The 23,409-nt window shown below is 59.3% G+C and carries 25 protein-coding genes and 1 pseudogene; 6 read left to right on the top strand and 20 right to left on the bottom strand.

Annotated elements, in window-relative coordinates; all coding sequences use genetic code 11:
• The 5 genes from ccmE to ccmA all read right to left on the bottom strand — a co-directional run bounded on the left by ccmE (position 1) and on the right by ccmA (position 2,776).
• Complete coding sequence (gene ccmE, locus AB4N33_RS14055; RefSeq protein ID WP_460117127.1) at positions 1-456, bottom strand: cytochrome c maturation protein CcmE; 456 nt, start codon at positions 454-456, stop codon at positions 1-3.
• Positions 453-629 carry a heme exporter protein CcmD gene (gene ccmD, locus AB4N33_RS14060; protein WP_476457578.1) on the bottom strand — a complete coding sequence of 59 codons (177 nt, stop codon included), beginning with the start codon at positions 627-629 and terminating at the stop codon, positions 453-455. Before ccmD ends, ccmE begins: the two co-directional genes overlap by 4 nt.
• Positions 626-1,381, bottom strand: a complete 756-nt coding sequence (locus tag AB4N33_RS14065) for a heme ABC transporter permease (RefSeq protein WP_460139980.1) — start codon at positions 1,379-1,381, stop codon at positions 626-628. Before AB4N33_RS14065 ends, ccmD begins: the two co-directional genes overlap by 4 nt.
• A 94-nt stretch (positions 1,382-1,475) precedes the next feature.
• Positions 1,476-2,144, bottom strand: coding sequence for a heme exporter protein CcmB (gene ccmB / locus AB4N33_RS14070; protein ID WP_266018381.1), 669 nt, complete (start codon positions 2,142-2,144; stop codon positions 1,476-1,478).
• Complete coding sequence (ccmA, locus tag AB4N33_RS14075; RefSeq protein ID WP_460117129.1) at positions 2,141-2,776, bottom strand: cytochrome c biogenesis heme-transporting ATPase CcmA; 636 nt, start codon at positions 2,774-2,776, stop codon at positions 2,141-2,143. Before ccmA ends, ccmB begins: the two co-directional genes overlap by 4 nt.
• Before the next feature lie 196 nt (positions 2,777-2,972).
• On the opposite strand from ccmA, the gene fliK reads away from it, so the two are divergent.
• The 6 genes and pseudogenes from fliK to AB4N33_RS14105 all read left to right on the top strand — a co-directional run bounded on the left by fliK (position 2,973) and on the right by AB4N33_RS14105 (position 7,998).
• Positions 2,973-4,547 carry a flagellar hook-length control protein FliK gene (fliK, locus tag AB4N33_RS14080; protein WP_476457579.1) on the top strand — a complete coding sequence of 525 codons (1,575 nt, stop codon included), beginning with the start codon at positions 2,973-2,975 and terminating at the stop codon, positions 4,545-4,547.
• A complete protein-coding gene (locus AB4N33_RS14085) occupies positions 4,544-4,873 on the top strand; it encodes an EscU/YscU/HrcU family type III secretion system export apparatus switch protein (protein WP_460117131.1) in 330 nt (109 codons plus the stop codon). The genes fliK and AB4N33_RS14085 overlap by 4 nt, the downstream gene beginning before the upstream one ends.
• A 183-nt stretch (positions 4,874-5,056) precedes the next feature.
• Positions 5,057-5,545: a PAAR domain-containing protein gene (locus AB4N33_RS14090; protein ID WP_476457580.1), complete on the top strand. Its 489-nt coding sequence runs from the start codon at positions 5,057-5,059 to the stop codon at positions 5,543-5,545.
• Positions 5,545-5,781: pseudogene (locus AB4N33_RS14095) on the top strand (PAAR domain-containing protein); the annotation flags it as partial. The gene AB4N33_RS14090 and the pseudogene AB4N33_RS14095, both read left to right, overlap by 1 nt.
• A gap of 219 nt (positions 5,782-6,000) precedes the next feature.
• Positions 6,001-6,966 carry a hypothetical protein gene (locus tag AB4N33_RS14100; RefSeq protein WP_476458823.1) on the top strand — a complete coding sequence of 322 codons (966 nt, stop codon included), beginning with the start codon at positions 6,001-6,003 and terminating at the stop codon, positions 6,964-6,966.
• Positions 6,967-7,374: 408 nt separating this feature from the next.
• A complete protein-coding gene (locus AB4N33_RS14105; RefSeq protein ID WP_476457581.1) occupies positions 7,375-7,998 on the top strand; it encodes a hypothetical protein in 624 nt (207 codons plus the stop codon).
• A gap of 594 nt (positions 7,999-8,592) precedes the next feature.
• On the opposite strand, the gene AB4N33_RS14110 is transcribed toward AB4N33_RS14105, so the two are convergent.
• From AB4N33_RS14110 to flhA, 15 genes are all read right to left on the bottom strand, one after another.
• A complete protein-coding gene (locus AB4N33_RS14110; protein ID WP_476457582.1) occupies positions 8,593-8,826 on the bottom strand; it encodes a hypothetical protein in 234 nt (77 codons plus the stop codon).
• Positions 8,827-9,123: 297 nt separating this feature from the next.
• Positions 9,124-9,516: a DUF2802 domain-containing protein gene (locus AB4N33_RS14115; protein WP_460117134.1), complete on the bottom strand. Its 393-nt coding sequence runs from the start codon at positions 9,514-9,516 to the stop codon at positions 9,124-9,126.
• Positions 9,517-10,002, bottom strand: coding sequence for a chemotaxis protein CheW (locus AB4N33_RS14120; RefSeq protein ID WP_192302106.1), 486 nt, complete (start codon positions 10,000-10,002; stop codon positions 9,517-9,519). It lies immediately after the preceding gene.
• 74 nt (positions 10,003-10,076) lie between these two features.
• On the bottom strand, positions 10,077-10,955 hold the full coding sequence (locus AB4N33_RS14125; RefSeq protein WP_460139986.1) for a CheW domain-containing protein: 879 nt from the start codon (positions 10,953-10,955) through the stop codon (positions 10,077-10,079).
• A gap of 1 nt (position 10,956) precedes the next feature.
• Positions 10,957-11,745, bottom strand: coding sequence for a ParA family protein (locus AB4N33_RS14130; RefSeq protein WP_460117136.1), 789 nt, complete (start codon positions 11,743-11,745; stop codon positions 10,957-10,959).
• Between the two features lie 43 nt (positions 11,746-11,788).
• Complete coding sequence (gene motD, locus AB4N33_RS14135; protein WP_460117137.1) at positions 11,789-12,679, bottom strand: flagellar motor protein MotD; 891 nt, start codon at positions 12,677-12,679, stop codon at positions 11,789-11,791.
• A gap of 15 nt (positions 12,680-12,694) precedes the next feature.
• Positions 12,695-13,435, bottom strand: a complete 741-nt coding sequence (locus tag AB4N33_RS14140; RefSeq protein WP_192302110.1) for a flagellar motor protein — start codon at positions 13,433-13,435, stop codon at positions 12,695-12,697.
• On the bottom strand, positions 13,435-14,553 hold the full coding sequence (locus AB4N33_RS14145) for a protein-glutamate methylesterase/protein-glutamine glutaminase (protein WP_476457583.1): 1,119 nt from the start codon (positions 14,551-14,553) through the stop codon (positions 13,435-13,437). The genes AB4N33_RS14140 and AB4N33_RS14145 overlap by 1 nt, the downstream gene beginning before the upstream one ends.
• Before the next feature lie 50 nt (positions 14,554-14,603).
• Positions 14,604-16,868, bottom strand: a complete 2,265-nt coding sequence (locus AB4N33_RS14150; RefSeq protein ID WP_476457584.1) for a chemotaxis protein CheA — start codon at positions 16,866-16,868, stop codon at positions 14,604-14,606.
• 37 nt (positions 16,869-16,905) lie between these two features.
• A complete protein-coding gene (locus AB4N33_RS14155) occupies positions 16,906-17,694 on the bottom strand; it encodes a protein phosphatase CheZ (protein WP_460117140.1) in 789 nt (262 codons plus the stop codon).
• A 22-nt stretch (positions 17,695-17,716) separates the two neighbouring features.
• Entirely contained in the window at positions 17,717-18,088 is a 372-nt protein-coding gene (locus AB4N33_RS14160; protein WP_008006721.1) for a chemotaxis response regulator CheY, read from the bottom strand.
• Positions 18,089-18,255: 167 nt separating this feature from the next.
• On the bottom strand, positions 18,256-18,996 hold the full coding sequence (gene fliA, locus AB4N33_RS14165; protein WP_007894214.1) for an RNA polymerase sigma factor FliA: 741 nt from the start codon (positions 18,994-18,996) through the stop codon (positions 18,256-18,258).
• Positions 18,993-19,823: a flagellar synthesis regulator FleN gene (gene fleN, locus AB4N33_RS14170; protein WP_008001746.1), complete on the bottom strand. Its 831-nt coding sequence runs from the start codon at positions 19,821-19,823 to the stop codon at positions 18,993-18,995. Before fleN ends, fliA begins: the two co-directional genes overlap by 4 nt.
• A 110-nt stretch (positions 19,824-19,933) precedes the next feature.
• Complete coding sequence (gene flhF / locus AB4N33_RS14175; protein ID WP_476457585.1) at positions 19,934-21,265, bottom strand: flagellar biosynthesis protein FlhF; 1,332 nt, start codon at positions 21,263-21,265, stop codon at positions 19,934-19,936.
• An 11-nt stretch (positions 21,266-21,276) separates the two neighbouring features.
• Complete coding sequence (gene flhA / locus AB4N33_RS14180) at positions 21,277-23,406, bottom strand: flagellar biosynthesis protein FlhA (protein WP_460117143.1); 2,130 nt, start codon at positions 23,404-23,406, stop codon at positions 21,277-21,279.
• Between the last annotated feature and the right edge of the window lie 3 nt (positions 23,407-23,409).

Here is a 23,409-nt window from a genome sequence, read left to right on the forward strand (position 1 = left end):
TCAACCCTCCTTCACGGGTGTTGGGGCAGATTGACCGCTTTCTTTAAGCGCCTTGGTCACTTCCGGGGGCATGTATTTTTCATCATGCTTGGCCAGCACTTCATCGGCGACCACCACGCCATCGGCGTTGAGCTTGCCCAGGGCGACGATGCCCTGTCCTTCACGGAACAGGTCCGGGAGGATGCCGCGATAGGTGACCGTGACGGACTTCTGGAAATCGGTAACGACGAATTTCACGTCCAGCGAATCGCCTGAACGTTGCAGCGACCCCTTCTCGACCATGCCGCCGGCGCGGATGCGCGTGTCAAGCGGCGCTTCGCCGTTGGCGATCTGGGTGGGCGTGTAGAACAGGTTGATGTTCTGCTGCAGGGCGCTCAGCGCCAGACCAACCGCAGCACCGACACCGACCAGAATCGCCAGAATGATGATAAGACGCTTTTTACGCAACGGATTCACTTGCTGCTCTCCCGGCGCAGACGACGCGCCTCTTGTTGCAGATACCGCTTGCGGGCCAGGACCGGCGCCGCCACGTTCAGAACCAGCACCGCCAGGCAGATGCCATAGGCCGACCAGACATACAGGCCGTGATGGCCCATGGCGAGGAAATCGCCAAATGAAGCAAAACTCATCGAGCGGCCTCCAGGCTGTTCTGCACTTCTGCTTTGACCCAGCTGGCGCGGGCTTCGCGCTTGAGCACTTCAAGACGCATGCGCAGCAACAGCACGGCGCCGAAGAAACAGTAGAAACCCAGCACCATCAGTAGCAGCGGCAACCACATTTCCACGGGCATCGCCGGTTTTTCAGTGAGGGTGAAGGTGGCGCCCTGATGCAGGGTGTTCCACCACTCCACCGAGTACTTGATGATCGGAATGTTAATCACGCCGACAATCGCCAGCACCGCGCAGGCCTTGGCCGCACTGTCACGATTACTGATGGAGTTGCCCAGTGCAATAAGACCGAAGTACAGGAAAAGCAGGATCAACATGGACGTCAGTCGGGCATCCCAGACCCACCATGACCCCCAGGTCGGCTTGCCCCATATCGCTCCGGTGACCAGCGCCACCGCGGTCATCCAGGCGCCGATGGGGGCCGCGCATTGGAGGGCGACATCGGCCAGTTTCATTTTCCATACCAGCCCGACGATGCCGCACACCGCGAGCATCACGTAGCAGGACTGGGCCAGCAGCGCGGTGGGGACATGAATATAAATGATGCGAAAGCTGTTGCCTTGCTGATAGTCAGGCGGCGCGAAGGCCAGGCCCCAGACGGCACCGACGCCAATCAGCAGCACGGCGGCGACGCTCAACCAGGGCAGCAGCTTGCCGCTGATGCCGTAGAACCACTTGGGTGAGCCGAGCTTATGAAACCAGGTCCAGTTCATTGCTGTTTCCATCACGGTTGCCACTCGCCATCACGAGGAGCGTGGGTCATTCTTTGGTTCAAAGAAGTGATCAGTTTTTGATCAGACCTCATTATTATTCGCCGACGCTGATCTTCAGGCCAGCAGCGATTGCAAACGGTGTCAGGGTTATTGCCAGGGCGGTCAGGCTGCCAAGCCACAGCAGATAACCGGTCGCCGGCATGCCCATCAACGCGGCCTGCAAGGCGCCGCTGCCGAGAATCAACACCGGGATATACAGCGGCAGAATCAGCAAAGCCAACAGCAGGCCGCCGCGCTTCAACCCCACCGTCAGGGCTGCACCCACTGCACCCAGAAGGCTCAGCACGGGTGTACCCAGTAATAGGGAAAGCAGCAACACCGGCAGACAGGCGGCTGGCAAACCCAGCATCAATGCCAGCAGTGGAGCGAGTAAAACCAGGGCCAGGCCAGAGAAGGCCCAGTGTGCCAGTACCTTGGCCAAAACCAGAAGAGGCAGGGGGTGCGACGAAAGGACCCACTGTTCGAGGGAACCGTCCTCGAAATCACTGCGGAAAAGCCCGTCCAGCGAGAGCAGGACCGATAAAAGAGCCGCTACCCACACCAGTCCCGGAGACAAGGTTTGCAACAATTGAGACTCGGGTCCGACCGCCAGTGGAAACAGGGAAACCACAATGGCGAAGAACACCAGCGGATTGGCCAACTCCGCAGGACGGCGGAACAACAGACGCGCCTCACGGGCCACCAGCAGACCGAACACACTCATACGGCCCAATTCCCCAAATCGATGTCGCGATAATTGACCGGCTTGCGAGTCAGTGTGTGGTGAGTGGTCAACACCACCATGCCGCCGCGTTCGCAGTGGCCGGCCAGATGAGCTTCGAGTTGCGCCACGCCCTGCTTGTCGAGGGCGGTGAACGGTTCGTCAAGAATCCACAGCGGCGGGCTGTCCAGGTACAACCGCGCCAGCGCGACGCGACGTTGCTGGCCGGCGGACAGGGTGTGACAGGGAACATCCTCGAATCCGCGCAGTCCGACCAGGGCAAGCGCATCCTGGATGGACTCACGGTTGGCCGGGTGATGCAGGGCGCAGAGCCAACTGAGGTTTTCTTCCGGCGTCAGCAGGTCCTTGATGCCGGCGGCATGGCCGATCCATAACAGGTTACGTGCCAGTTCGTTGCGCTGCTCGTTAAGCGGTTGGCCGTTTAGCAGGATTTGACCAGCCGTCGGCTGCATCAGGCCGGACAACAAGCGCAGCAGGCTAGTCTTGCCGCTGCCGTTGGGACCGCTGATTTGCACCATTTCGCCACTGGCCAGTCTCAAATCGAGATTTTCGAACAGCAGTCGGAGGTCTCGCTCACAGGCGAGGGCGACGGTTTGCAGGACTGGACTGGTCAAGAGATCACGGGCCTTTACGGTTCAAGTCGGCAGCTCGGCGGCCGCTAAAGGGGTGCAGCATAGTCGCATTGGCGGCCTGTTCTAGAGAGCTGCGTCAAACAATTGCAATGTTTTTGCCACTCTCTGAAAGACGGGCGGCATTATACATGTCATGCCCTACTCTCAAGAGGGCAATTTCTTCAGGTTGTGACCGCGTATGACAGGCGAAATGAACATCCTCCCGCTCCCCCAACCCACCCCCGCGACCTCACGGCCGCTGGTGATGAGCGGTGAGTTGCTCAAATTGCTGACGCCGGTGGAAGGCCTGATCAGCGCCGGGCAATCGGCCAAGGCTGAAGTACTGTCGTTAAAGCAGGCGGATCAGACGTTTCAGCTGCTGCTCAAGGTGACCCTCGAGGGCGGCCGGCAGACCACGGTCCAGGCCACCAGCAACCAGCCGCTCCCCCAGGGCACCAGCCTGGCAATCACCCAGCCTTCGGCGGGCAATCTGGCGGTCACGGTACAACAGGCGATTGCCTCCAGCGTCGCCACCCTCACCCGTATCGACACCGCTCAATTGCCGCTGGGCACATTGCTGCAAGGCAAGGTGCTGACGGCCCAGGTGCTGCCGCAAGTACCCGGTCAGCCGACGGTCTTCCGTTCGCTGGTGAGCCTGCTCAACACCGCGTTGAGCGGCAAGACGCTGACCATCGATAGCCCGACGCCCTTGCGCATCGGCACTTTGCTCAGTGCCCAGGTGCAGGACAGCCAGACCCTGAAGTTCGTCCCCCTGAGCAATCGCCAGGAGCAGTTGGCTGTTACCCAGCAACTGGCCGGCCAGCAGAGCCGCCAGGGTTCGCTGGACGGTCTGCTCAAACTGCTGCAAAACCTGCCGGCCAGCGACCAGACTTCCAGCGACCTGCGTGCCGCCGCCAGCCGGTTGCTCGCTGGCCTGCCGGACGTTGCGCAACTGACCACGCCCAAAGGCCTGGCCCTGGCCCTCGCCAGCAGCGGCGCCTTCCTGGAGTCGAAGCTGCTCGGCGGGCAAAACCCGACGTTGGCGCCGGACATGAAAGGCGATTTGCTCAAGCTGATTGCACAAGCCGCGCAGGGCCTGCCGGCCAACACCAGTCTCGGCGCGATCATTGCCGCCAATACACTCGCCCAGGCCATGCCCAGCTTCGTGCGTAATGCCTTGGGCATGCTCGGGCAAGTCAGCGCCAAGCCGTCGCCCACCAGTTTCCCGATACCCGAGCGCCTGCTGCAAAGCGCTGAAGGTGAAGGCGATCTCGAACACCTGCTGCGCCTTGCCGCCGCTGCGGTATCGCGCCTGCAAAGCCATCAGCTATCGAGCCTGGAGCAGACCGGCGTGACCAGCGATGGTCGCCTGATGAGCACCTGGCAGCTGGAAATCCCGATGCGCAATATGCAGGACATCGTGCCCTTGCAAGTCAAGTTCCAGCGCGAGGAAGCACCGGAGAAAGAACAGCCCCAGGAACGTCGTGACGAACGCGAACCCAAGCAGCAATTGTGGCGTGTGGATCTGGCGTTCGACATGGAGCCGCTGGGCCCTTTGCAGGTTCAGGCGCAGTTGATCGCTGGCAGCCTGTCCAGCCAGCTATGGGCTGAACGCCCGTACACCGCCAGCCTGATCGAAAACAACCTGGTTGCCCTGCGCCAGCGCCTGCTGGATTCGGGCCTCAATGTGGGCGACCTCGACTGCCATCACGGCAAACCTCCCCAGGGGCCGCAAACCCGTCTGGAACAACGCTGGGTGGACGAAACGGCATGAATGATTTCCACACTCCACGCCAGGCCATCGCCCTCAAATACGACGGCAGCCACGCGCCAACCCTGACCGCCAAGGGCGACGAGGAGCTGGCCGAAGAGATTCTGCGGATCGCCCGCGACTATGAAGTGCCAATCTACGAGAACCCCGAATTGGTTCGATTGCTGGCACGCATGGAACTGGGGGACAGCATTCCGGAGGAGTTGTACCGCACGATCGCCGAGATCATTGCGTTCGCGTGGAACCTGAAGGGCAGGTTTCCCGAGGGGCACGATCCGGATGCGCCGATGGTGGAGAAGGATGTAACCGACCGCGGGGATGATTATTGAGGTCGGTTTCGACCCGATTTTGTAGGAATTGGGCTGGGTCAGTGTGCGTAGTTTCTGATTTTTTAGTAACGACTTTTTAGCTTCGGGGTTGGCTGGTAGCTTTCGGCCATTCGCCGAACGCAGGACACACGCTTGTGAAGCGAACTCTGTGTTCTGTTAATCAAAAAAAGTCAGGATCATGGAATGAACGCACTTTCTCGCCGCTTCTACACCAACGAAGTGTCTTCTGAATTTCTCCAATCACTGGACCAAGCTCCCTTTACCGAGCAACAACTCGAAGGGTTCAGTGAACAAGCCCTCGCCTGTCATCGCCAGAATTTGATTTTCTGCGAGAACCACCCCCCGATAGCCATTCGCAGGATGGCAACTGAAGGCAGTCAGACCCGCGACGGCGGCGTCATCGTTCAGGCCTCAGGTGTTGTACAGATCACGCTCGAAGACGACCAAGAGGTGCGAGTTGCCCGCGTTGGAGACTACGCGCTGTATGCGAATGGCCAAACCGCAAGAATCGTGACAGGCGCCGGGCAGAGTAATAGCCACGTCGCGCTGGTCGGCAGTCAACTGGATAACGGCGATACCATCATCAATACGCCGCAAAACGTCAGTCTGTTCGTGATTCGCGACGGCTCTCCCATGCCCGAAGACTTTCTCCCCTGCGTAGGGAATGAATAATGGGTCGACAAAGCGTCAACGGGTTGGGTCAGGGACTGCACGAAGACCGGACGACTACCGGTGCGGTCTGTATCAGTAGCCTCCCCTGTGCTACTCAGGGAGGGCGAGCCGTATTGAGGCTTGGGGATAAAACCACGCCGTGCCCGAGGTGCGGTGAACCCGGCGTTATCACCGACAGTATGCCGGCCATGAAGTGGCGCGGCATTCCGACGGTGCTGGACGGGGCGCAAATCCGCTGTGGGTGCCCGCCGGGTACCAACCGGCTGAAAGCTCCGCTTGAGCGACCGGCCAGATTACGCACCAGCGCTGGTCGTACAGCGGTGAGCGACTTGCCTGCTGCGGCCACCTCTGGGGCTCAACCGGCAAATCGTCCATCCAGTCTGCATGCCCCTGCGCCTGCTCAACCGACAGACTCGCCTATTCTGGAACCGGGCTTCCACGTCGTTCCGTTCAGCATGTCCGGCTCGCAATTGCTGGCTCGGTTACTCCCCTCCTCCCCTGCGCAGCCGACCGACCGGCTGCTGATGCTCAACCCGACATTCGAAAAAGGCTACAAGGCCGGTGAACTCTTTGTGCTGGGCGATTCCCACGCGCCCATGATGTGCACCCGCGAAGAAGCCGCAATGATGGCCGCCGCGGAACAAGTGCGCTCGGCCCTGGCGCCCCTGAGCGAGGATGAAGCCGACTTCATGGCCCGTCACCAGGTCGAGATCGCCATCATGTCGGGCGTCAGTCAATCGCTGGGCGTCAGCAAAGACATACTCGACAGTGGTCTGCAACGGATAAAGGACACGGTGCGCAGCCTCGAGCATCTGCACCAACGCGAGTTCAACGCCCACGGCCACCTGAAAAGCCCGGCGTTTTTTAACGCGCGCCGTGAGCTTTACCAGCAACTGGATGGGCAACTGAAAAGCACCTTCCTGAACAAACCGCTCAACCTTGGCAACTACGACCTCCTGCGCCGAGACCTCGGAATATCCACACGCAGCCTCGTCCATCACTGGAACAAGGCAGGCGCCTCGGGGCCGATACCGGGTTATGCCACCCACATGGAGCAGATCGCCAAAACGGCCAAGTACCTTAAATACGGCGGATATGTCGGCACCACGCTGGGAGGCGCTGCGTCGTATATGAAAGTTCAGGAAGTGTGTCGGGCCGGAGAAACGGAGGAATGTGAAAAAGTGCGGTTTACGGAGACGGGGAGTTTTGTGGGTGGGATGGGGGGTGGTGCTGCAGGGACATGGGTAGGCGCACTAGCGGGGAATGCTCTATGTATCGGAATTGGAGCTACAACCGCTGGGATCGGAGGGATCGCGTGTAGTGTGATAGTTGTTGGAGCAGGGAGCTACTTTGGAGGAGTACAGGGGGGAAAAATAGGGGAAGAAGCAGGTGAACTCATTTTTAGAGCAGTCAACCCATGATCGACTCATGGAGTTTCTGGTGGAAACTATCGGCTTTGCTATCCCCGTTCATGCTGTGGGTGGTTGGAATCGGCATAGGTGTGCATATTGCTTGCACACGAGATTTTGAGAACATTCAGAATGCGCTCTCGAACAGTAAAGCGCCCCTGCATTACCTTAATGTTTTGGGCGATAAAAGCTTCAAGTGGCGTTGCTACCTAGTATGCGCATTTACTGGATTCCTCCTCCTTTCAAATAGAAACATCCGCCTTGGCGCGCTGGACGCAAACGACGTGCAAAATTTTCCTTTTCGTTTGAAACGACGAATGTTTCTCTCATTTTGGTTGACAACTGCGGGGATGCTTTGGGCGATGATAATCAACTACGTTCACATTGATTAGAGGTTAGCCTAAATCACATTGGTTGCCCGTGGGCAGCTTCGAGCATCTCCACCAACGCGAGTTCAACGCCCACGGCCACCTGAAAAGCCCGGCGTTTTTCAACGCGCGCCGTGAGCTTTACCAACAACTGGATGGGCAACTGAAAAGCACCTTCCTGAACAAACCGCTCAACCTTGGCAACTACGACCTCCTGCGCCGAGACCTCGGTATATCCACACGCAGCCTCGTCCATCACTGGAACAAGGCAGGCGCCTCGGGGCCGATACCGGGTTATGCCACCCACATGGAGCAGATCGCCAAAACGGCCAAGTACCTTAAATACGGCGGATATGTCGGCACCACGCTGGGAGGCGCTACGTCGTATATGAAAGTTCAGGAAGTGTGTCGGGCCGGAGAAACGGAGGAATGTGAAAAAGTGCGGTTTACGGAGACGGGGAGTTTTGTGGGTGGGATGGGGTTCGGTGGGTTCGGCGCATGGAGTGGCGGCACCGCGGCGTCCACTGTTTGCGTTGGAGTTGGAGCTGCCACCGCAGGTGTGGGCGGGGTGGTGTGCGGTTTAATATTGGTTGGAGCAGGCAGCTACCTAGGGGGTGAAGTAGGAGAATGGTTCGGCGAATTGATAGGTGAAACAACCTATAAGGCCACGAAGTGAGCGAATACAAGTTTTGGTTGTATGCGCAAATAGCTTTCGGCGTCACTCCATTCATAATCGGTTGGTCTGGCATGGCTTTGGGCGCCTACATTGCTGGCACAAACGATTTTCACCGAATGAGAACCGCACTCTCCAATAGCAAAGCCCTTGAGCATCCTCTATTCAGGTTCTCAGACGATAACCTGATATCCCGATGCTATACAGTAGCCGCGATCAGCGGTTTACTGCTGCATAAAAATTTGAATATTCGTCGCGGACTATTAAACCCTACGGACCTGGAAAACTTCCCAAATAGTTTAAAATGTCGACTACTTGCATCTTGCTGGTTAGTATATATCGCATTTTCCTGGGGAGTTGCAGGTGCATTACTTTTTAAATTTATAGATGAGGTAGTTTAAACCCAAACGAAACGTCATTAAGCGTCGGCAACTACGACCTTCTGCGCCGACCTCGTCATATTTATCAAAATTTAGCCCCATACTGTGCTTCGACAACATCCAATACCCTCTACATGGCATTGAGTCCGGAGCACAGTACAAAACGCGCCATACCTGTTGAAAGATGGCGCGTTCTGAAAATTTATCGACAGGGCATTCAATTTTCCCTGCGAATCTGAGCCGCTATATGGCCATGGGGGTGACTGAGTTGAACTTCATACGTTACTTTCTGACCTACTTCGGGAGGATTATCAAAATCACCATCCCAGTCAAGAAAGGACTTCCTGAAGTACTTGAGTTCTTGTCCATCCTCACCGGTAATTAAACCTAGAAGCGACTTTTCCAGATCACATGTTGTAATGACACCTTTAACCCGAACAACTTTGCTCATCGTTACTCTCCAGCGTGGTTAAGTCCGAGGAGGATATCGCCGGTGAGCGAACACGCATCTTAAAGAGAGTAACCGCAGGTGTAATCTGGCAGATCTGTTAGCAAAACCGGGCTGGATCCGAGTATTGCCAGATATGAACAGCATCTGTAGGAGCGAGCTTGCTCGCGATGGAGGACCAAACAACGCGGTGCATCAGGCATGTAGCGTCATAGTTTAAGTCCATCGCGAGCAAGCTCGCTCCTACAGGTTTGTGTGTCACCTTGGGAGCGAGGCAGACGCCGCGGGTCAGGGAGGGATTCAGCCTCTGTGCAACTTGCTCATCAACTCCGCCTCGGCCTGTGTCAGGCCGCAGGACTGGGTCAGTTCGTCGACGCTTGCGCCCATCCCGACCAATCGTGCCGCCTGGGCAAATGACAGGCTGGAGGGGTCACGCTGCTCCAACTGAGCCAGCTTGTCGGGCAGCGGAGCGACCACCGCGCGCAGTTCATGCAGGTCTTCGCCCATGCGCACGTTGCCGCTCTGATAGTTTTCGACCAGCCTGGCCAGTTCCTTGATGCGCTGATCACGCAGCGCATCGCCTTGGGCCTGTTGCGCGGCGATCTGCCGCTGACCACGAATGTACGCCAGGAACATTGCCAGCGTGCCTGCCCAGAAAAGGAACAGGACAATGACCGCAACCTCGAGAATCAATCAGATATTCTCCAGTTCCGACCATTCCTCTTCGCTCATCATCTTGTCCAGCTCGACCAGGATCAGCAACTCGTTGTTCTTGTTGCACACGCCTTGAATGAACTTGGCGGACTCTTCGTTACCGACATTAGGTGCGGTTTCGATTTCCGACTGACGCAGGTAAACCACTTCGGCCACGCTGTCGACCATGATGCCAACGACTTGCTTGTCGGCTTCGATGATGACAATACGGGTGTTGTCGCTGATCTCGGCGTTCATCAGGCCGAAACGCTGGCGAGTATCGATCACGGTCACCACGTTGCCACGCAGGTTGATGATACCCAGCACATAGCTTGGAGCACCCGGAACCGGCGCGATCTCGGTGTAGCGCAGGACTTCCTGAACGCGCATCACGTTGATGCCGTAGGTTTCATTGTCCAGCTTGAAGGTTACCCATTGCAGGATCGGATCTTCGGAACCCTTTGCAGACGACGCCTTATCATTCATACCCTGACCCCTCGAAAAACCGCCCTGGCGGTGTGTGTTCGGTGCGATGGCAAGTCATTTGCCCCCGCGTGTTTTTATGTTGGTTTGTGGATCGGCTTGACGCCGCCCATGTGCTTTGCACCGCCGCTGGCAATCAGCTCGGCGAGTGCGGCAACGTCGAGCAGCGCGCACATGTGCTCAATGACCGTGCCTGCCAGCCACGGTCGCTGGCCACGATGGGTGCGCCATTTGATTTCGTTCGGGTCCAGGCGCAATGAGCGGCTGACCTGATGCACCGCCAGCCCCCACTCGTAGCCCTGGACAGAAATTACGTATTGCAAGCCTTGGCGGAAGTCATCGCGATAACGATCAGGCATGACCCAGCGGGCGGTGTCCAGCACCTTCAGGTTACCGGCCTGGCTCGGCAGGATGCCGAGGAACCACTCCGGTTGCCCGAACAAGGGCGTCAGTTCCTGGCCGGCCAGGGAATAAATCGAACCCAGGCACACCAGCGGCACTGCCAGGGTCAGCCCGGCCACATCGAATAACAGGCATTCGAACGCGTCGGCCGCCCATGCTGGACGACCGTCGGACTCCACCGGTGGCGGTGTGTTGCTCGGCGGCAGGTGGACTTCAACGATCGGTGGCACCAGCGCCTGCAGCAACGGCGCAATGGTTGACACCGGCGCCATTACCGGGGCGGGTGCATCCACTAACGCGACCGGCGCTTTCACGACCGGCGCTGCCACTGGGGCAGCGACAGGCGCTGGTTTCTCGGGCGCCTTCTGGGCATCACGAGCCTGCTCTTCGAGCACTGCGGCCTGGAATTCGTCGAGTGCCGCTTCGACCTCGGGCACCTCGGCAACCACCTCGACTTCTGGCGGCAATTCTTCGGTCGCATCCATCAGCAAGCTGTCCAGATAAGACTGGAGTGCCAGTTGTGGACGAGACGTGATTTTGACCGGGCGATTCATCTTACGCCACCTGCGCGACGGATTGCTGCGCCAGCAATTGCTTGAGCAGGGCACGGTAGGCCAAGACGCCACGGCTCTTGCCGTCGAACTGCGAAGGCGTGACACCGGCACGGCTGGCGTCGCGCAAGCGCGTGTCGACCGGGATATAGCCCTGCCAAATTTCATCCGGGTACTTGTCGCGCAAGACGCGCAAGGTGCCCAGGGACGCCTGAGTGCGGCGGTCAAACAGGGTCGGCACGATATTGAACGCCAGTGGCTGCTTGCGCGAGCGATTGATCATTGCGAGGGTATTGACCATGCGCTCCAGGCCTTTGACGGCCAGGTGCTCGGTCTGTACCGGAATAACCAATTGCTGACTGGCCGCCAAGGCATTGACCATCAACACGCCGAGCAGCGGTGGGCTGTCGATCACTGCGTAATCAAAGTCCTGCCACAGTTGCGCGAGGCTCTTGGCGATGACCAGGCCCAGGCCACTCTGCCCTGGCGACTGACGCTCCAGGGTCGCCAACGCAGTGCTCGACGGAAGCAGGGATATGCTGGCGTGACTGGTGGGCAACAGCAACTGCCCAGGCAGGCCCTGCGGCACGCTGCCCTTGTGCAGGAACAGATCGTAGCTGCTGTGCTCCAGGCTGTCGGGGTCGTAACCGAAGTAGCTGGTCATCGACCCGTGTGGGTCGAGATCGACAACGACCACGCGCTTGCCCGCATCGGCCAGTAACCCGGCTAACGCGATGGAGGAAGTGGTTTTACCAACACCACCCTTTTGATTGGCAACTGCCCAGACTCTCATTCGGATTGTTCCTCCCGGCCGCACCGGTCGACCGAGAAATAGCTCAACGTGTTAATACGGGTGACGGAGAATTGACGGAGCTCTCACGTACCGGCGGTTTGACCGGTGCAGGTGCAGTTTGTGTGCCAGCACGCTTCAACGCCGCATCCGGTTGCGCATTGGCCGTTCCGGTGCCGGTCAGGCTGCGACGCACATCGAGATTGCGAGACACCACCAATACCACGCGGCGGTTACGCGCCCTGCCCTCTGCCGTGGTGTTGTTGGCCACTGGCTGAAATTCGCCGTAACCCACCGACGCCATCCGACTGGGGTTGACGCCCTGCATCGCCAGCATGCGCACGATGCTTGCCGAGCGCGCCGAGGACAGTTCCCAGTTGGTCGGGTATTGCGCGGTGCGGATCGGCTGGTCGTCGGTAAAACCTTCGACATGGATCGGGTTGTCGAACGGCTTCAGGATGCCCGCGACCTTGTCGATGATATTGAACGCGACGTCGCTGGGCATGGCATCACCACTACCGAACAACAGGCTGGAGTTAAGTTCGATCTCGACCCACAGTTCGTTGCCACGAACCGTCATCTGGTTGGAGCTGATCAGGTCGCCAAACGCGGCGCTGATGTCATCGGCGATGCTTTTCAGCGGATCGGTGGACCCGGCGATACCGGCATCCACCTGCTCGCTGTCCTTGACCAGCGGCTTGGCCGGGGTCACGGTCTTGGGCCGCTCCTCGCCGATGGGAATCGGTTGCAGCGAGCGATCCGCATCGGTGAAAACGCCGACCAGCGCTTGCGAAATAATCTTGTACTTGCCTTCGTTGATCGAGGAAATCGAGTACATCACCACGAAGAAGGCGAAGAGCAAGGTGATGAAGTCGGCGTAGGAAACCAGCCAACGCTCATGGTTTACATGCTCTTCACGATGTCGACGTCGTGCCATTGCCCATTACCCCCATCAATCCATGAAGCCCTGAAGCTTCAATTCGATAGAGCGAGGGTTTTCACCTTCGGCGATGGACAGGATGCCTTCGAGCAGCATTTCGCGATAACGCGACTGACGCAAAGCCACGGACTTGAGCTTGGCAGCGATTGGCAGCAGCACCAGGTTGGCGCTGGCCACACCGTAGATGGTGGCGACGAAGGCCACGGCGATGCCGCTCCCCAGGTTCGCCGGATCAGCCAGGTTGCCCATGACGTGGATCAGGCCCATGACCGCACCGATGATGCCGATGGTTGGCGCGTAACCGCCCATGCTTTCAAAGACTTTGGCGGCTTCGATGTCGCGGCTTTCCTGAGTGTAGAAATCCACCTCAAGAATGCTGCGAATCGCTTCAGGCTCGGCACCATCGACCAGCAGTTGCAGGCCCTTGCGCGAGTAGCTATCGGGTTCGGCATCGGCCACGCCTTCCAGACCGAGCAGGCCTTCCTTGCGCGCGGTCAGGCTCCAGTTCACCACGCGATCGATGCCGCCGGCCAGGTCAACGCGCGGCGGGAACAGGATCCAGCCGAGAATCTGCATGGCGCGCTTGAAGGCGCTCATGGGCGACTGCAGCAGCGCCGCGCCGATGGTCCCGCCGAGCACGATCAGCGCCGCAGGACCGTTTGCCAGCGCACCCAGGTGACCGCCTTCAAGGAAGTTGCCGCCGATGATGGCGACAAACGCCATGATGATCCCGATAAGGCTGAGTACGTCCATCAGATGCACGCCTCGACCAGGTGCTTGCCAATATCGTCGAGGCTGTACACCGCGTCGGCGAGTTCAGCTTTGACGATGGCCATCGGCATGCCGTAGATCACACAACTGGCTTCATCCTGCGCCCAGATCGAACTGCCACCCTGCTTGAGCAGGCGCGCGCCTTCACGACCGTCAGCGCCCATGCCGGTCAAAACTACCGCCAGAACTTTGTCGCCGTAGGACTTGGCCGCCGAACCGAAGGTGATATCCACGCACGGCTTGTAGTTCAGACGCTCGTCACCGGGCAGGATTTTCACCGCTCCCCGGCCGTCGATCATCATCTGCTTGCCACCCGGTGCCAGCAACGCCAAGCCCGGACGCAGGATGTCGCCATCCTCGGCTTCCTTGACACTGATACGGCAGAGCTTGTCCAGACGTTCGGCGAACGCCTTGGTGAACGCTGCCGGCATGTGCTGGATCAACACGATCGGTGCCGGGAAACTGGCCGGCAATTGGGTCAACACCCGTTGCAGGGCAACCGGACCACCGGTAGACGTACCGATGGCCACCAGTTTGTAGGGTTTGCGCTTGGGCGCCGGCGAAGACGGTGCGTGGGCCGCTGCCGTTGTGCGGGTTGGTGTAGCCGCCACACGCGCAGGGGTGCTGCTACCACCAAGACTGGAAGACACAGAACTCGGCCCTGGCGTCGGTGCCGGTGCGCTGTAGGCACTGCCACGACGATTACTGCGCGAGATGCTCAGGATCTTCTCGCACAGCAGTTGCTTGACCTTCTCGGGATTACGCGAGATGTCTTCGAAATTCTTCGGCAGGAAATCCACCGCACCAGCGTCCAGCGCATCCAGGGTGACCCGGGCGCCTTCGTGCGTCAGCGAGGAGAACATCAACACCGGAGTCGGGCAGCGCTGCATGATGTGCCGCACCGCCGTGATGCCATCCATCATCGGCATCTCGTAGTCCATGGTGATCACGTCCGGCTTGAGGGCCAGCGCCTGATCGATCGCTTCTTTACCGTTGGTCGCCGTACCGACGACCTGGATGTTGGAGTCTGCTGAAAGAATTTCCGAGACGCGGCGGCGGAAAAAACCCGAATCGTCCACCACCAGGACCTTGACTGCCATAAACACTCCGTTAGGCGGCGGCGGGGCACTAGCGCCCCGCTCCCCCTGAATCAAATACGCCGTGCGGCGTAACGCTTGAGCATGCTCGGAACATCGAGAATCAGTGCGATGCGACCGTCACCGGTGATGGTGGCGCCCGACATGCCTGGGGTTCCCTGGAGCATTTTGCCCAATGGCTTGATGACCACCTCTTCCTGGCCCACCAGTTGATCGACGACGAAGCCGATCCGCTGTGTGCCCACCGAGAGGATCACCACGTGGCCTTCACGCTGCTCTTCGTGAGCGGCAGAACTGACCAGCCAGCGCTTGAGGTAGAACAACGGCAGCGCCTTGTCCCGCACGATCACCACTTCCTGGCCATCCACCACGTTGGTGGTCGACAGGTCGAGGTGGAAAATCTCGTTGACGTTTACCAGCGGGAACGCAAACGCCTGGTTGCCGAGCATGACCATCAGGGTCGGCATGATCGCCAGCGTCAACGGCACCTTGATGACGATCTTCGAACCCTGGCCCTTGGTCGAGTAGATGTTGATCGAACCGTTGAGCTGGGAAATCTTGGTTTTCACCACGTCCATGCCCACGCCACGACCCGACACGTCGGAGATCTCGGTCTTGGTCGAGAAACCCGGGGCGAAGATGAGGTTGTAGCACTCGGTGTCGCTCAGGCGGTCGGCCGCGTCCTTGTCCATCACCCCGCGTTTTACCGCGATGGCGCGCAGGACATTCGGGTCCATGCCCTTGCCGTCATCGGAGATCGACAGCAGGATGTGGTCGCCTTCCTGTTCGGCGGCGAGGATGACTTTGCCACCCCGGGCCTTGCCCGATTCTTCGCGCTCTTCCGGCGACTCGATACCGTGGTCGACGGCGTTTCGCACCAAGTGGACCAGCGGATCGGCCAGGGCCTCGACGAGGTTCTTGTCGAGGTCGGTCTCTTCACCGACCAACTCCAGGTTGATCTCTTTCTTGAGCTGGCGAGCCAGGTCACGAACCAGGCGCGGGAAGCGCCCGAAGACTTTCTTGATCGGCTGCATCCGGGTCTTCATGACCGCGGTCTGCAAGTCGGCAGTGACCACGTCGAGGTTCGACACGGCCTTGGACATGGCTTCATCGGCGCTGTTGGCGCCCAGGCGCACCAGGCGGTTACGCACCAGCACCAGTTCACCGACCATGTTCATGATTTCGTCGAGGCGTGCGGTGTCGACCCGCACGGTGGTCTCGGCTTCGCTCGCCGGTTTTTCCGCCGGCGGCGCCGCTGCCGCGCGGGCAGGTGCCGGTGCGGCAGCTGGTTTGGCTGCGGCAGCAGGCTTCGGTGTTTCGGCCTTGGGCTCGGACGCCTTGGCAGCCGCCGCCGGAGCCTTGGCCACAGGTGTTGCCACCGAAGCAGCAGACGCACCGCCGTTCACATCGGTGAACTTGCCTTTGCCGTGCAAATCATCGAGCAACGATTCAAATTCGTGATCGGTGATCAGATCGCTGCCGGCAGCGGCAGCGTTTGGCGCAGCCGACGCAGGGACCGATGCGATGGCCGACTCCAATGCGTCGACCGCAAAGTTACCTTTGCCATGCAACTGATCGAGCAGTGCCTCGAACTCGTCGTCGGTGATGTCGGAGCTGTCGCCCGGCTCTTTCGCGCTCGCGCTGGCCGCAGGTGCGGCTGGCGCGGCACCGACCGCATCGGCGGCGAACTGGCCCTTGCCGTGCAACTGGTCGAGCAGCGACTCGAACTCGGCGTCGGTGATCTCATCACTGGCCACCTCGGACGTTTCGACCGCAGCGGCCACCGGCGCCTCGGCTTCGGCCTTGACGGCGTTCAGCGAGTCCAGCAACTGTTCGAATTCGTTGTCGGTGATGTCGCCTGATTCGGCTTGCGCCGCTGCTTGTGGCTCTTCAGCCACGGCTGCAACCGGCGCGGCCTCATCAGCCGATTGCGGCTCGGCCAGACGAGCCAGCGCGGCGAGCAATTCAGGCGTAGCAGCCGTAATCGGGCTACGGTCGCGAACTTCGCTGAACATGCTGTTCACCGAGTCCAGTGCTTCGAGAACCACGTCCATCAATTCCGAGTCGACGCGACGTTCACCCTTGCGCAGGATGTCAAACACGTTCTCGGCGATGTGACAGCACTCCACCAGCTCATTGAGCTGGAGGAAGCCGGCGCCCCCTTTTACAGTGTGAAAACCGCGAAAAATTGCATTGAGCAAGTCCGCATCATCAGGTCGACTTTCCAGCTCGACCAGCTGCTCGGACAGTTGCTCTAGAATCTCGCCGGCCTCAACCAGGAAATCCTGAAGGATCTCTTCATCGGCGCCGAAGCTCATTAATGGTGTGCTCCTAACAGAACAGGTCTAATAAAACCTAAAATCCAAGGCTGGATAGCAAATCGTCCACATCGTCCTGACCGGACACAACGTCTTCTCTTTTATCGGCATGAATCTGCGGACCTTCACCCTGAGAGAGATGTTTTTGTGGATCTTTTTCTGCAAGCATCGCTTCCCGGTCATGTTCGATGCCCGCAAAGCGGTCCACCTGACTGGCCATGAGCACAAGTTTGAGCAGATTGGTTTCAACGTCCGTGACCAATTGCGTCACACGCTTGATCACCTGACCGGTGAGATCCTGGTAATCCTGCGCGAGCAGAATGTCGTTGAGGTTGCTCGATACCGCCCGGTTGTCCTTGCTGCTGCGAGCCAGGAAACCGTCGACACGCCGCGCCAGTTCGCGAAACTCTTCGGCCCCGACTTCGCGGCGCATGAAACGCCCCCAGTCCGTGCTCAATGCCTGGGCTTCATCGCCAAGGCTGTTGACCAGAGGCGTTGAGCTTTCGACCAGATCCATGGTGCGGTTCGCAGCGGCCTCGGTCAGCTTGACAACATACCCCAGGCGCTCGGTGGCATCCGTGATCTGGGACACTTCCTCGGCTTGCGGCATGTGCGGATCAATCTGGAAATTGACGATCGCGCTATGCAATTCGCGGGTGAGCTTGCCCACTTCCTGATACAGGCCGCGGTCACGGGTCTGATTGAGCTCATGGATCAGTTGTACCGCGTCACCGAACTTGCCTTTTTCAAGGCTTTCGACCAATTCGACCGCGTGTTTTTTCAGGGTCGACTCGAACTCGCCCTGTGAAGATTCTTTGTGGTCCATAGCTCCCCCGTGGCGCGGTGACTCAACCGATGCGTTCGAAAATCTTCTCGATTTTTTCTTTCAACGCCTGGGCCGTGAAGGGTTTGACGACATAACCGTTTACACCGGCCTGGGCGGCTTCGATGATCTGCTCGCGCTTGGCTTCTGCAGTGACCATCAATACCGGCAGGTGCTTGAGTTTTTCGTCGGCGCGCACGTGGCGCAGCAGATCGATACCGGTCATGCCAGGCATGTTCCAGTCGGTTACCAGAAAGTCGATGCTTCCGCTGTTGAGAACCGGAATGGCGGTGATGCCATCGTCAGCCTCAACCGTGTTGGTGAACCCAAGGTCACGCAACAGGTTCTTGATGATCCGCCGCATCGTTGAAAAGTCATCAACGATGAGGATTTTCATGTTCTTGTCCAATTCGACCTCCAAGCAGTCTTAAACGCGCCCAGCACCTGGACGCGCCATTTCAATCAATTCGGCAGAGCACTCAATGACTGTCTGGAGCACAACAGATCGAGACCGGCGCGGTTCAACCCCGCACCAGCCACGTTCGCAGTGTCCCCACACTGCCTTCAGCGCGCTCGCCACTCCCCCAAACGCCCCCGCAAACGGGCCGCGCACTGGCTGTGTAACTGGCTGACCCGAGATTCGCTGACCCCCAGGACCTCACCGATTTCCTTGAGATTCAATTCTTCGTCGTAGTACAGCGCCAACACCAGTCGCTCGCGCTCCGGCAAATTGGCAATCGCGTCCGCCAGCGCCGCCTGGAAGCGTTCGTCTTCCAGATCGCGTGACGGCTCGAGATGAGCACTCGCGCCATCCTCATGCAGCCCTTCGTGTTCGCCGTCCTGCAAAAGATCGTCGAAACTGAATAACCGGCTGCCCAGGGTGTCGTTCAAAATCCCGTAATAATCATCGAGACTCAATTGGAGTTCGGCCGCAACTTCGTGATCTTTAGCGTCACGGCCGGTTTTAGCTTCAATCGAGCGAATTGCGTCGCTGACCATGCGGGTATTGCGGTGAACCGAGCGTGGCGCCCAATCCCCCTTGCGCACTTCATCAAGCATGGCGCCACGGATTCGAATGCCCGCGTACGTCTCGAAACTGGCGCCTTTGCTGGCGTCGTATTTGGTGGACACTTCCAGCAGGCCGATCATCCCGGCCTGGATCAGGTCTTCGACCTGAACACTGGCCGGCAGGCGCGCCAACAAGTGATACGCAATGCGTTTGACCAGTGGCGCGTAACGCTCGATCAGCTCGTACTGCGCGTCACGCGCCGATTTCTTGTAGAGGTTGTAACCGCTGGCGGTCATAGCACGGGTCCTGCCGTTTGTTGCACGAGGCGCTCGACGAAAAACTCCAGGTGCCCGCGCGGGTTGGCGGGCAGTGGCCAGGTATCGACCTTCTGTGCAATGGCCTTGAAAGCCAGCGAGCACTTGGAACGCGGGAAAGCTTCATAAACAGCGCGCTGCTTCTGGACGGCCTTGCGTACGCTTTCGTCGTAGGGCACCGCGCCGACGTATTGTAGGGCGACGTCAAGGAAACGATCCGTGACCTTTGTCAACTTGGCGAACAGGTTGCGCCCTTCCTGAGGGCTCTGGGCCATGTTGGCCAGGACGCGGAAACGGTTCATGCCGTAATCACGGTTGAGCAGCTTGATCAGAGCGTAAGCGTCGGTGATGGACGTTGGCTCGTCGCAGACCACCAGGAGGACTTCCTGGGCGGCGCGGACAAAACTGACTACCGAGTCACCAATACCCGCAGCGGTATCGATCACCAGCACATCGAGGTTGTCGCCGATATCGCTGAACGCCTGAATCAGGCCGGCATGCTGGGCCGGACTCAGGTGCACCATGCTCTGTGTGCCGGAGGCGGCGGGAACGATGCGGATGCCGCCGGGGCCTTGCAACAATACGTCACGCAGCTCGCAGCGGCCCTCGATCACGTCGGCCAGGGTGCGTTTGGGTGTCAGGCCCAGCAGAACGTCGACGTTCGCCAGCCCCAGATCGGCGTCCAGCAGCATGACCCGCCGGCCTAGCTCCGCTAGAGCCAGGGACAAGTTCACTGACACGTTAGTCTTGCCGACGCCACCCTTGCCGCCGGTCACCGCGATCACCTGTACGGGATGCATGCTGCCCATGTTATTTCTTTACCTTGTCTTGCATAGACGGAGGCCACATGACTGGCTGCGCGTTCGCAACTGGAACAATGCCTGGCAGACCATCGATGTAGGTACAAAAACTGTTCACCTCAGCCAACCTGCTTGGTCGGACTGTGGTAGATGTCAGCGAACATGTCAGCCATGGCTTCTTCGCTGGGTTCTTCCTGCATTTGCACGCTGACGGCGCGACTGACCAACTGATGACGGCGCGGCAAATGCAAGTCATCCGGAATACGTGGTCCATCGGTGAGGTAAGCCACCGGCAATTCATGACTGATTGCCAGGCTCAACACTTCGCCCAAACTAGCCGTTTCATCCAGTTTAGTCAGGATGCAGCCTGCCAGCCCGCAGCGCTTGTAACTATGATAAGCGGCCGTTAGAACCTGCTTCTGGCTGGTGGTTGCGAGCACCAGGTAATTTTTTGCCCGGATGCCACGACCGGCCAGGCTTTCAAGCTGCATGCGCAGCGCTGGATCGCTGGCCTGGAGGCCGGCGGTATCGATCAACACCACGCGCTTGCGCAGCAACGGATCCAGTGCCTGAACCAGGGACTGGCCCGGATCGACGTGGGTGACCGAGACGTTGAGAATGCGCCCCAGGGTCTTGAGTTGCTCCTGGGCACCGATGCGGTAGCTGTCCATGCTCACCAGGGCAATGCTCTGCGCGCCGTACTTGAGCACGTAGCGGGCCGCCAGTTTGGCCAGGGTGGTGGTCTTGCCCATGCCGGCCGGACCGACCATGGCAATCACGCCTCCTTCTTCCAGTGGCTCGACTTCCGGCGTGCTGATCATCCGCGCCAGGTGCGCCAGCAACATGCGCCAGGCCTGCCGAGGTTCCTCAACGCCAGAGATCATTTCCAGCAGGTCGCGCGACAACGGGCCGGACAAACCAATACGCTGCAGACGACGCCACAGGTTGGCCTGGGCCGGCGCATTACCCTGCAGTTGGCTCCACGCCAGCGAGCCCAGTTGTACTTCCATCAGTTCGCGCAGGCTGTTGAGCTCGAAACGCATCGAATCGAGCATCCGTGGATCGACGCCGGCCGGTGCAGCGGGCGCAGGCGCAGCTGCGGCACGGCGTGGCTCGCTGTACGTCGGCTCGATCAGCGGCTCGGCAGCGGTCAACGGCAAGCCGGCGAACAACTGGCGATTGGTCGACTTGTCGCTCTCGCCTTCGCTGCGCAGGCTCAGTTCGGCCTGAGCGGTGACGATCCGCGATTGGGTCTTGCGCAGCTCATCCTCGAGTTCCATGTTGGGAACACGCGGGGCCAGTGCCGACAGTTTGTAATCCAGGGCCGCCGTCAGCTCGACACCGCCGGCGATCCGGCGATTACCGATGATGGCGGCCTCAGCGCCCAGCTCATCACGAACCAGCTTCATGGCCTGACGCATATCGGCGGCGAAAAAACGCTTAACTTGCATAAACCACTACCTCAGCCGTTGGGCCCTACTGTCGCAACGATGGTCACTTGCTTGTTGTCCGGGATTTCCTGGTAAGCCAACACGTGTATGCCAGGAACTGCCAGCCGGCCAAATCGCGACAGCATCGCGCGGACCGGGCCAGCCACCAGCAGAATCACTGGCTGACCTTGCATTTCCTGACGCTGGGCTGCTTCGATCAACGAACGTTGCAGCTTCTCGGCCATGCTTGGCTCCAGCAGAACGCCCTCTTCCGAGCCTTGTCCTGCCTTTTGCAGACTATTGAGCAAAATCTGTTCCAACCTTGGCTCCAGCGTGATAACTGGCAGCTCGGACTCAGTCCCCACGATGCTTTGCACGATTGCGCGGGATACACCGACCCGCACGGCAGCGACCAACGCGGCGGTATCTTGACTCTTGGCGGCATTGTTCGCGATAGCTTCGGCAATGCTGCGGATGTCACGCACCGGCACATGTTCGGCCAGCAACGCCTGCAACACCTTGAGCAACTGCGACAACGACACCACGCCCGGCACCAGCTCTTCTGCCAGCTTAGGCGAGCTTTTGGCCAGCAATTGCATGAGTTGCTGCACTTCCTCGTGGCCAATCAGCTCACTGGAGTGCTTGTACAGAATCTGGTTCAAGTGGGTCGCCACTACGGTACTGGCATCGACCACGGTGTAACCAAGGGATTGCGCCTGCGCACGCTGACTGATTTCGATCCAGACAGCCTCCAGCCCGAAAGCCGGATCTTTGGCGTTGATGCCATTGAGCGAGCCGTAGACCTGCCCCGGGTTGATCGCCAGTTCGCGATCTGGATAAATCTCCGCTTCGGCCAGGATGACGCCCATCAGGGTCAGGCGGTAGGCGCTTGGCGCCAGGTCGAGGTTGTCCCGGATGTGCACTGTCGGCATGAGGAAGCCGAGGTCCTGGGAGAGCTTCTTGCGCACACCCTTGATTCGCGCGAGCAATTGGCCGCCCTGGTTGCGGTCCACCAGTGGAATCAGGCGGTAACCGACCTCCAGGCCAATCATGTCAATCGGCGTAACGTCATCCCAGCCAAGCTCCTTGGTTTCCATGGCTCGGGCTGGCGATGGCAGCAGTTCCTGCTGACGCTTGACCTCTTGCAGCGCGTGGACCTTGGCGACATTTTGCTTCTTCCAGAACAGGTACGCACCACCGGCCGCCAGGGCGGCCATGGTCAGGAAGGAGAAGTGTGGCATGCCAGGCACCAGGCCCATCACCGCCATCAAGCCCGCCGCCACCGCGAGCGCTTTGGGCGAGGCGAACATCTGGCGATTGATCTGCTTGCCCATGTCTTCCGAACCGGAAGCGCGGGTCACCATGATCGCAGCAGCTGTAGATAACAACAGTGATGGCAATTGCGCCACCAAACCGTCACCGATAGTCAGCAAGGCATAAACACGACCGGCGTCGCCAAAGGTCATGCCGTGCTGGAAGATACCGACCGCCATGCCACCAATCAGGTTGATGAACAGGATCAGCAGGCCGGCGATGGCGTCACCGCGTACGAACTTGCTGGCACCGTCCATGGAACCGTAGAACTCGGCTTCCTGAGCCACTTCAGAACGACGGGCCTTCGCCTGAGCCTGATCGATCAGGCCGGCGTTCAGATCGGCGTCGATCGCCATTTGCTTACCGGGCATCGCATCGAGGGTAAAACGTGCACTCACCTCGGAAATCCGCCCGGCGCCCTTGGTCACCACGACGAAGTTGATGATCATCAAAATGGCGAACACCACGATACCAACCACGTAGTTGCCGCCGATCACCACCTCGCCGAACGCCTGGATCACCTTGCCCGCGGCGGCGTGACCGTCCTGACCGTGAAGCATGACCACCCGGGTGGAGGCCACGTTCAGCGCCAGTCGCAACAGCGTCGCCACCAGCAGAATGGTCGGAAACACCGCAAAATCCAGCGGCCGCAAGGCGTAGACACACACCAGCAGGACCACAATCGACAAGGCAATGTTGAAGGTGAAAAACACGTCCAGCAGGAACGGCGGCACCGGCAACATCATCATCGCCAACATGACCAGCAACAACAACGGCACGCCCAGATTACCTCGACTGAGGTCGGCCATGTTCGTGCGGGCACTGTTGAGTAACTGAGAGCGATCCACCGG

The organism is Pseudomonas sp. S1_E05 (assembly GCF_056337105.1).

Bases quoted from the DNA above. Each gene is read 5' to 3' on its own strand.
- ccmB (WP_266018381.1), bottom strand. From the start codon at position 2,144: ATGAGTGTGTTCGGTCTGCTGGTGGCCCGTGAGGCGCGTCTGTTGTTC.
- AB4N33_RS14155 (WP_460117140.1), bottom strand. From the start codon at position 17,694: ATGGACCACAAAGAATCTTCACAGGGCGAGTTCGAGTCGACCCTGAAA.
- flhF (WP_476457585.1), bottom strand. From the start codon at position 21,265: ATGCAAGTTAAGCGTTTTTTCGCCGCCGATATGCGTCAGGCCATGAAG.
- fleN (WP_008001746.1), bottom strand. From the start codon at position 19,823: ATGGGCAGCATGCATCCCGTACAGGTGATCGCGGTGACCGGCGGCAAG.
- AB4N33_RS14065 (WP_460139980.1), bottom strand. From the start codon at position 1,381: ATGAACTGGACCTGGTTTCATAAGCTCGGCTCACCCAAGTGGTTCTAC.
- fliA (WP_007894214.1), bottom strand. From the start codon at position 18,996: ATGACCGCCAGCGGTTACAACCTCTACAAGAAATCGGCGCGTGACGCG.
- AB4N33_RS14140 (WP_192302110.1), bottom strand. From the start codon at position 13,435: ATGGACGTACTCAGCCTTATCGGGATCATCATGGCGTTTGTCGCCATC.
- AB4N33_RS14125 (WP_460139986.1), bottom strand. From the start codon at position 10,955: ATGAATCGCCCGGTCAAAATCACGTCTCGTCCACAACTGGCACTCCAG.
- AB4N33_RS14145 (WP_476457583.1), bottom strand. From the start codon at position 14,553: ATGGCAGTCAAGGTCCTGGTGGTGGACGATTCGGGTTTTTTCCGCCGC.
- fliK (WP_476457579.1), top strand. From the start codon at position 2,973: ATGACAGGCGAAATGAACATCCTCCCGCTCCCCCAACCCACCCCCGCG.
- motD (WP_460117137.1), bottom strand. From the start codon at position 12,679: ATGGCACGACGTCGACATCGTGAAGAGCATGTAAACCATGAGCGTTGG.
- AB4N33_RS14090 (WP_476457580.1), top strand. From the start codon at position 5,057: ATGAACGCACTTTCTCGCCGCTTCTACACCAACGAAGTGTCTTCTGAA.
- AB4N33_RS14160 (WP_008006721.1), bottom strand. From the start codon at position 18,088: ATGAAAATCCTCATCGTTGATGACTTTTCAACGATGCGGCGGATCATC.
- AB4N33_RS14150 (WP_476457584.1), bottom strand. From the start codon at position 16,868: ATGAGCTTCGGCGCCGATGAAGAGATCCTTCAGGATTTCCTGGTTGAG.
- AB4N33_RS14130 (WP_460117136.1), bottom strand. From the start codon at position 11,745: ATGAGAGTCTGGGCAGTTGCCAATCAAAAGGGTGGTGTTGGTAAAACC.
- AB4N33_RS14085 (WP_460117131.1), top strand. From the start codon at position 4,544: ATGAATGATTTCCACACTCCACGCCAGGCCATCGCCCTCAAATACGAC.
- AB4N33_RS14110 (WP_476457582.1), bottom strand. From the start codon at position 8,826: ATGAGCAAAGTTGTTCGGGTTAAAGGTGTCATTACAACATGTGATCTG.
- ccmD (WP_476457578.1), bottom strand. From the start codon at position 629: ATGAGTTTTGCTTCATTTGGCGATTTCCTCGCCATGGGCCATCACGGC.
- AB4N33_RS14120 (WP_192302106.1), bottom strand. From the start codon at position 10,002: ATGAATGATAAGGCGTCGTCTGCAAAGGGTTCCGAAGATCCGATCCTG.
- AB4N33_RS14100 (WP_476458823.1), top strand. From the start codon at position 6,001: ATGTCCGGCTCGCAATTGCTGGCTCGGTTACTCCCCTCCTCCCCTGCG.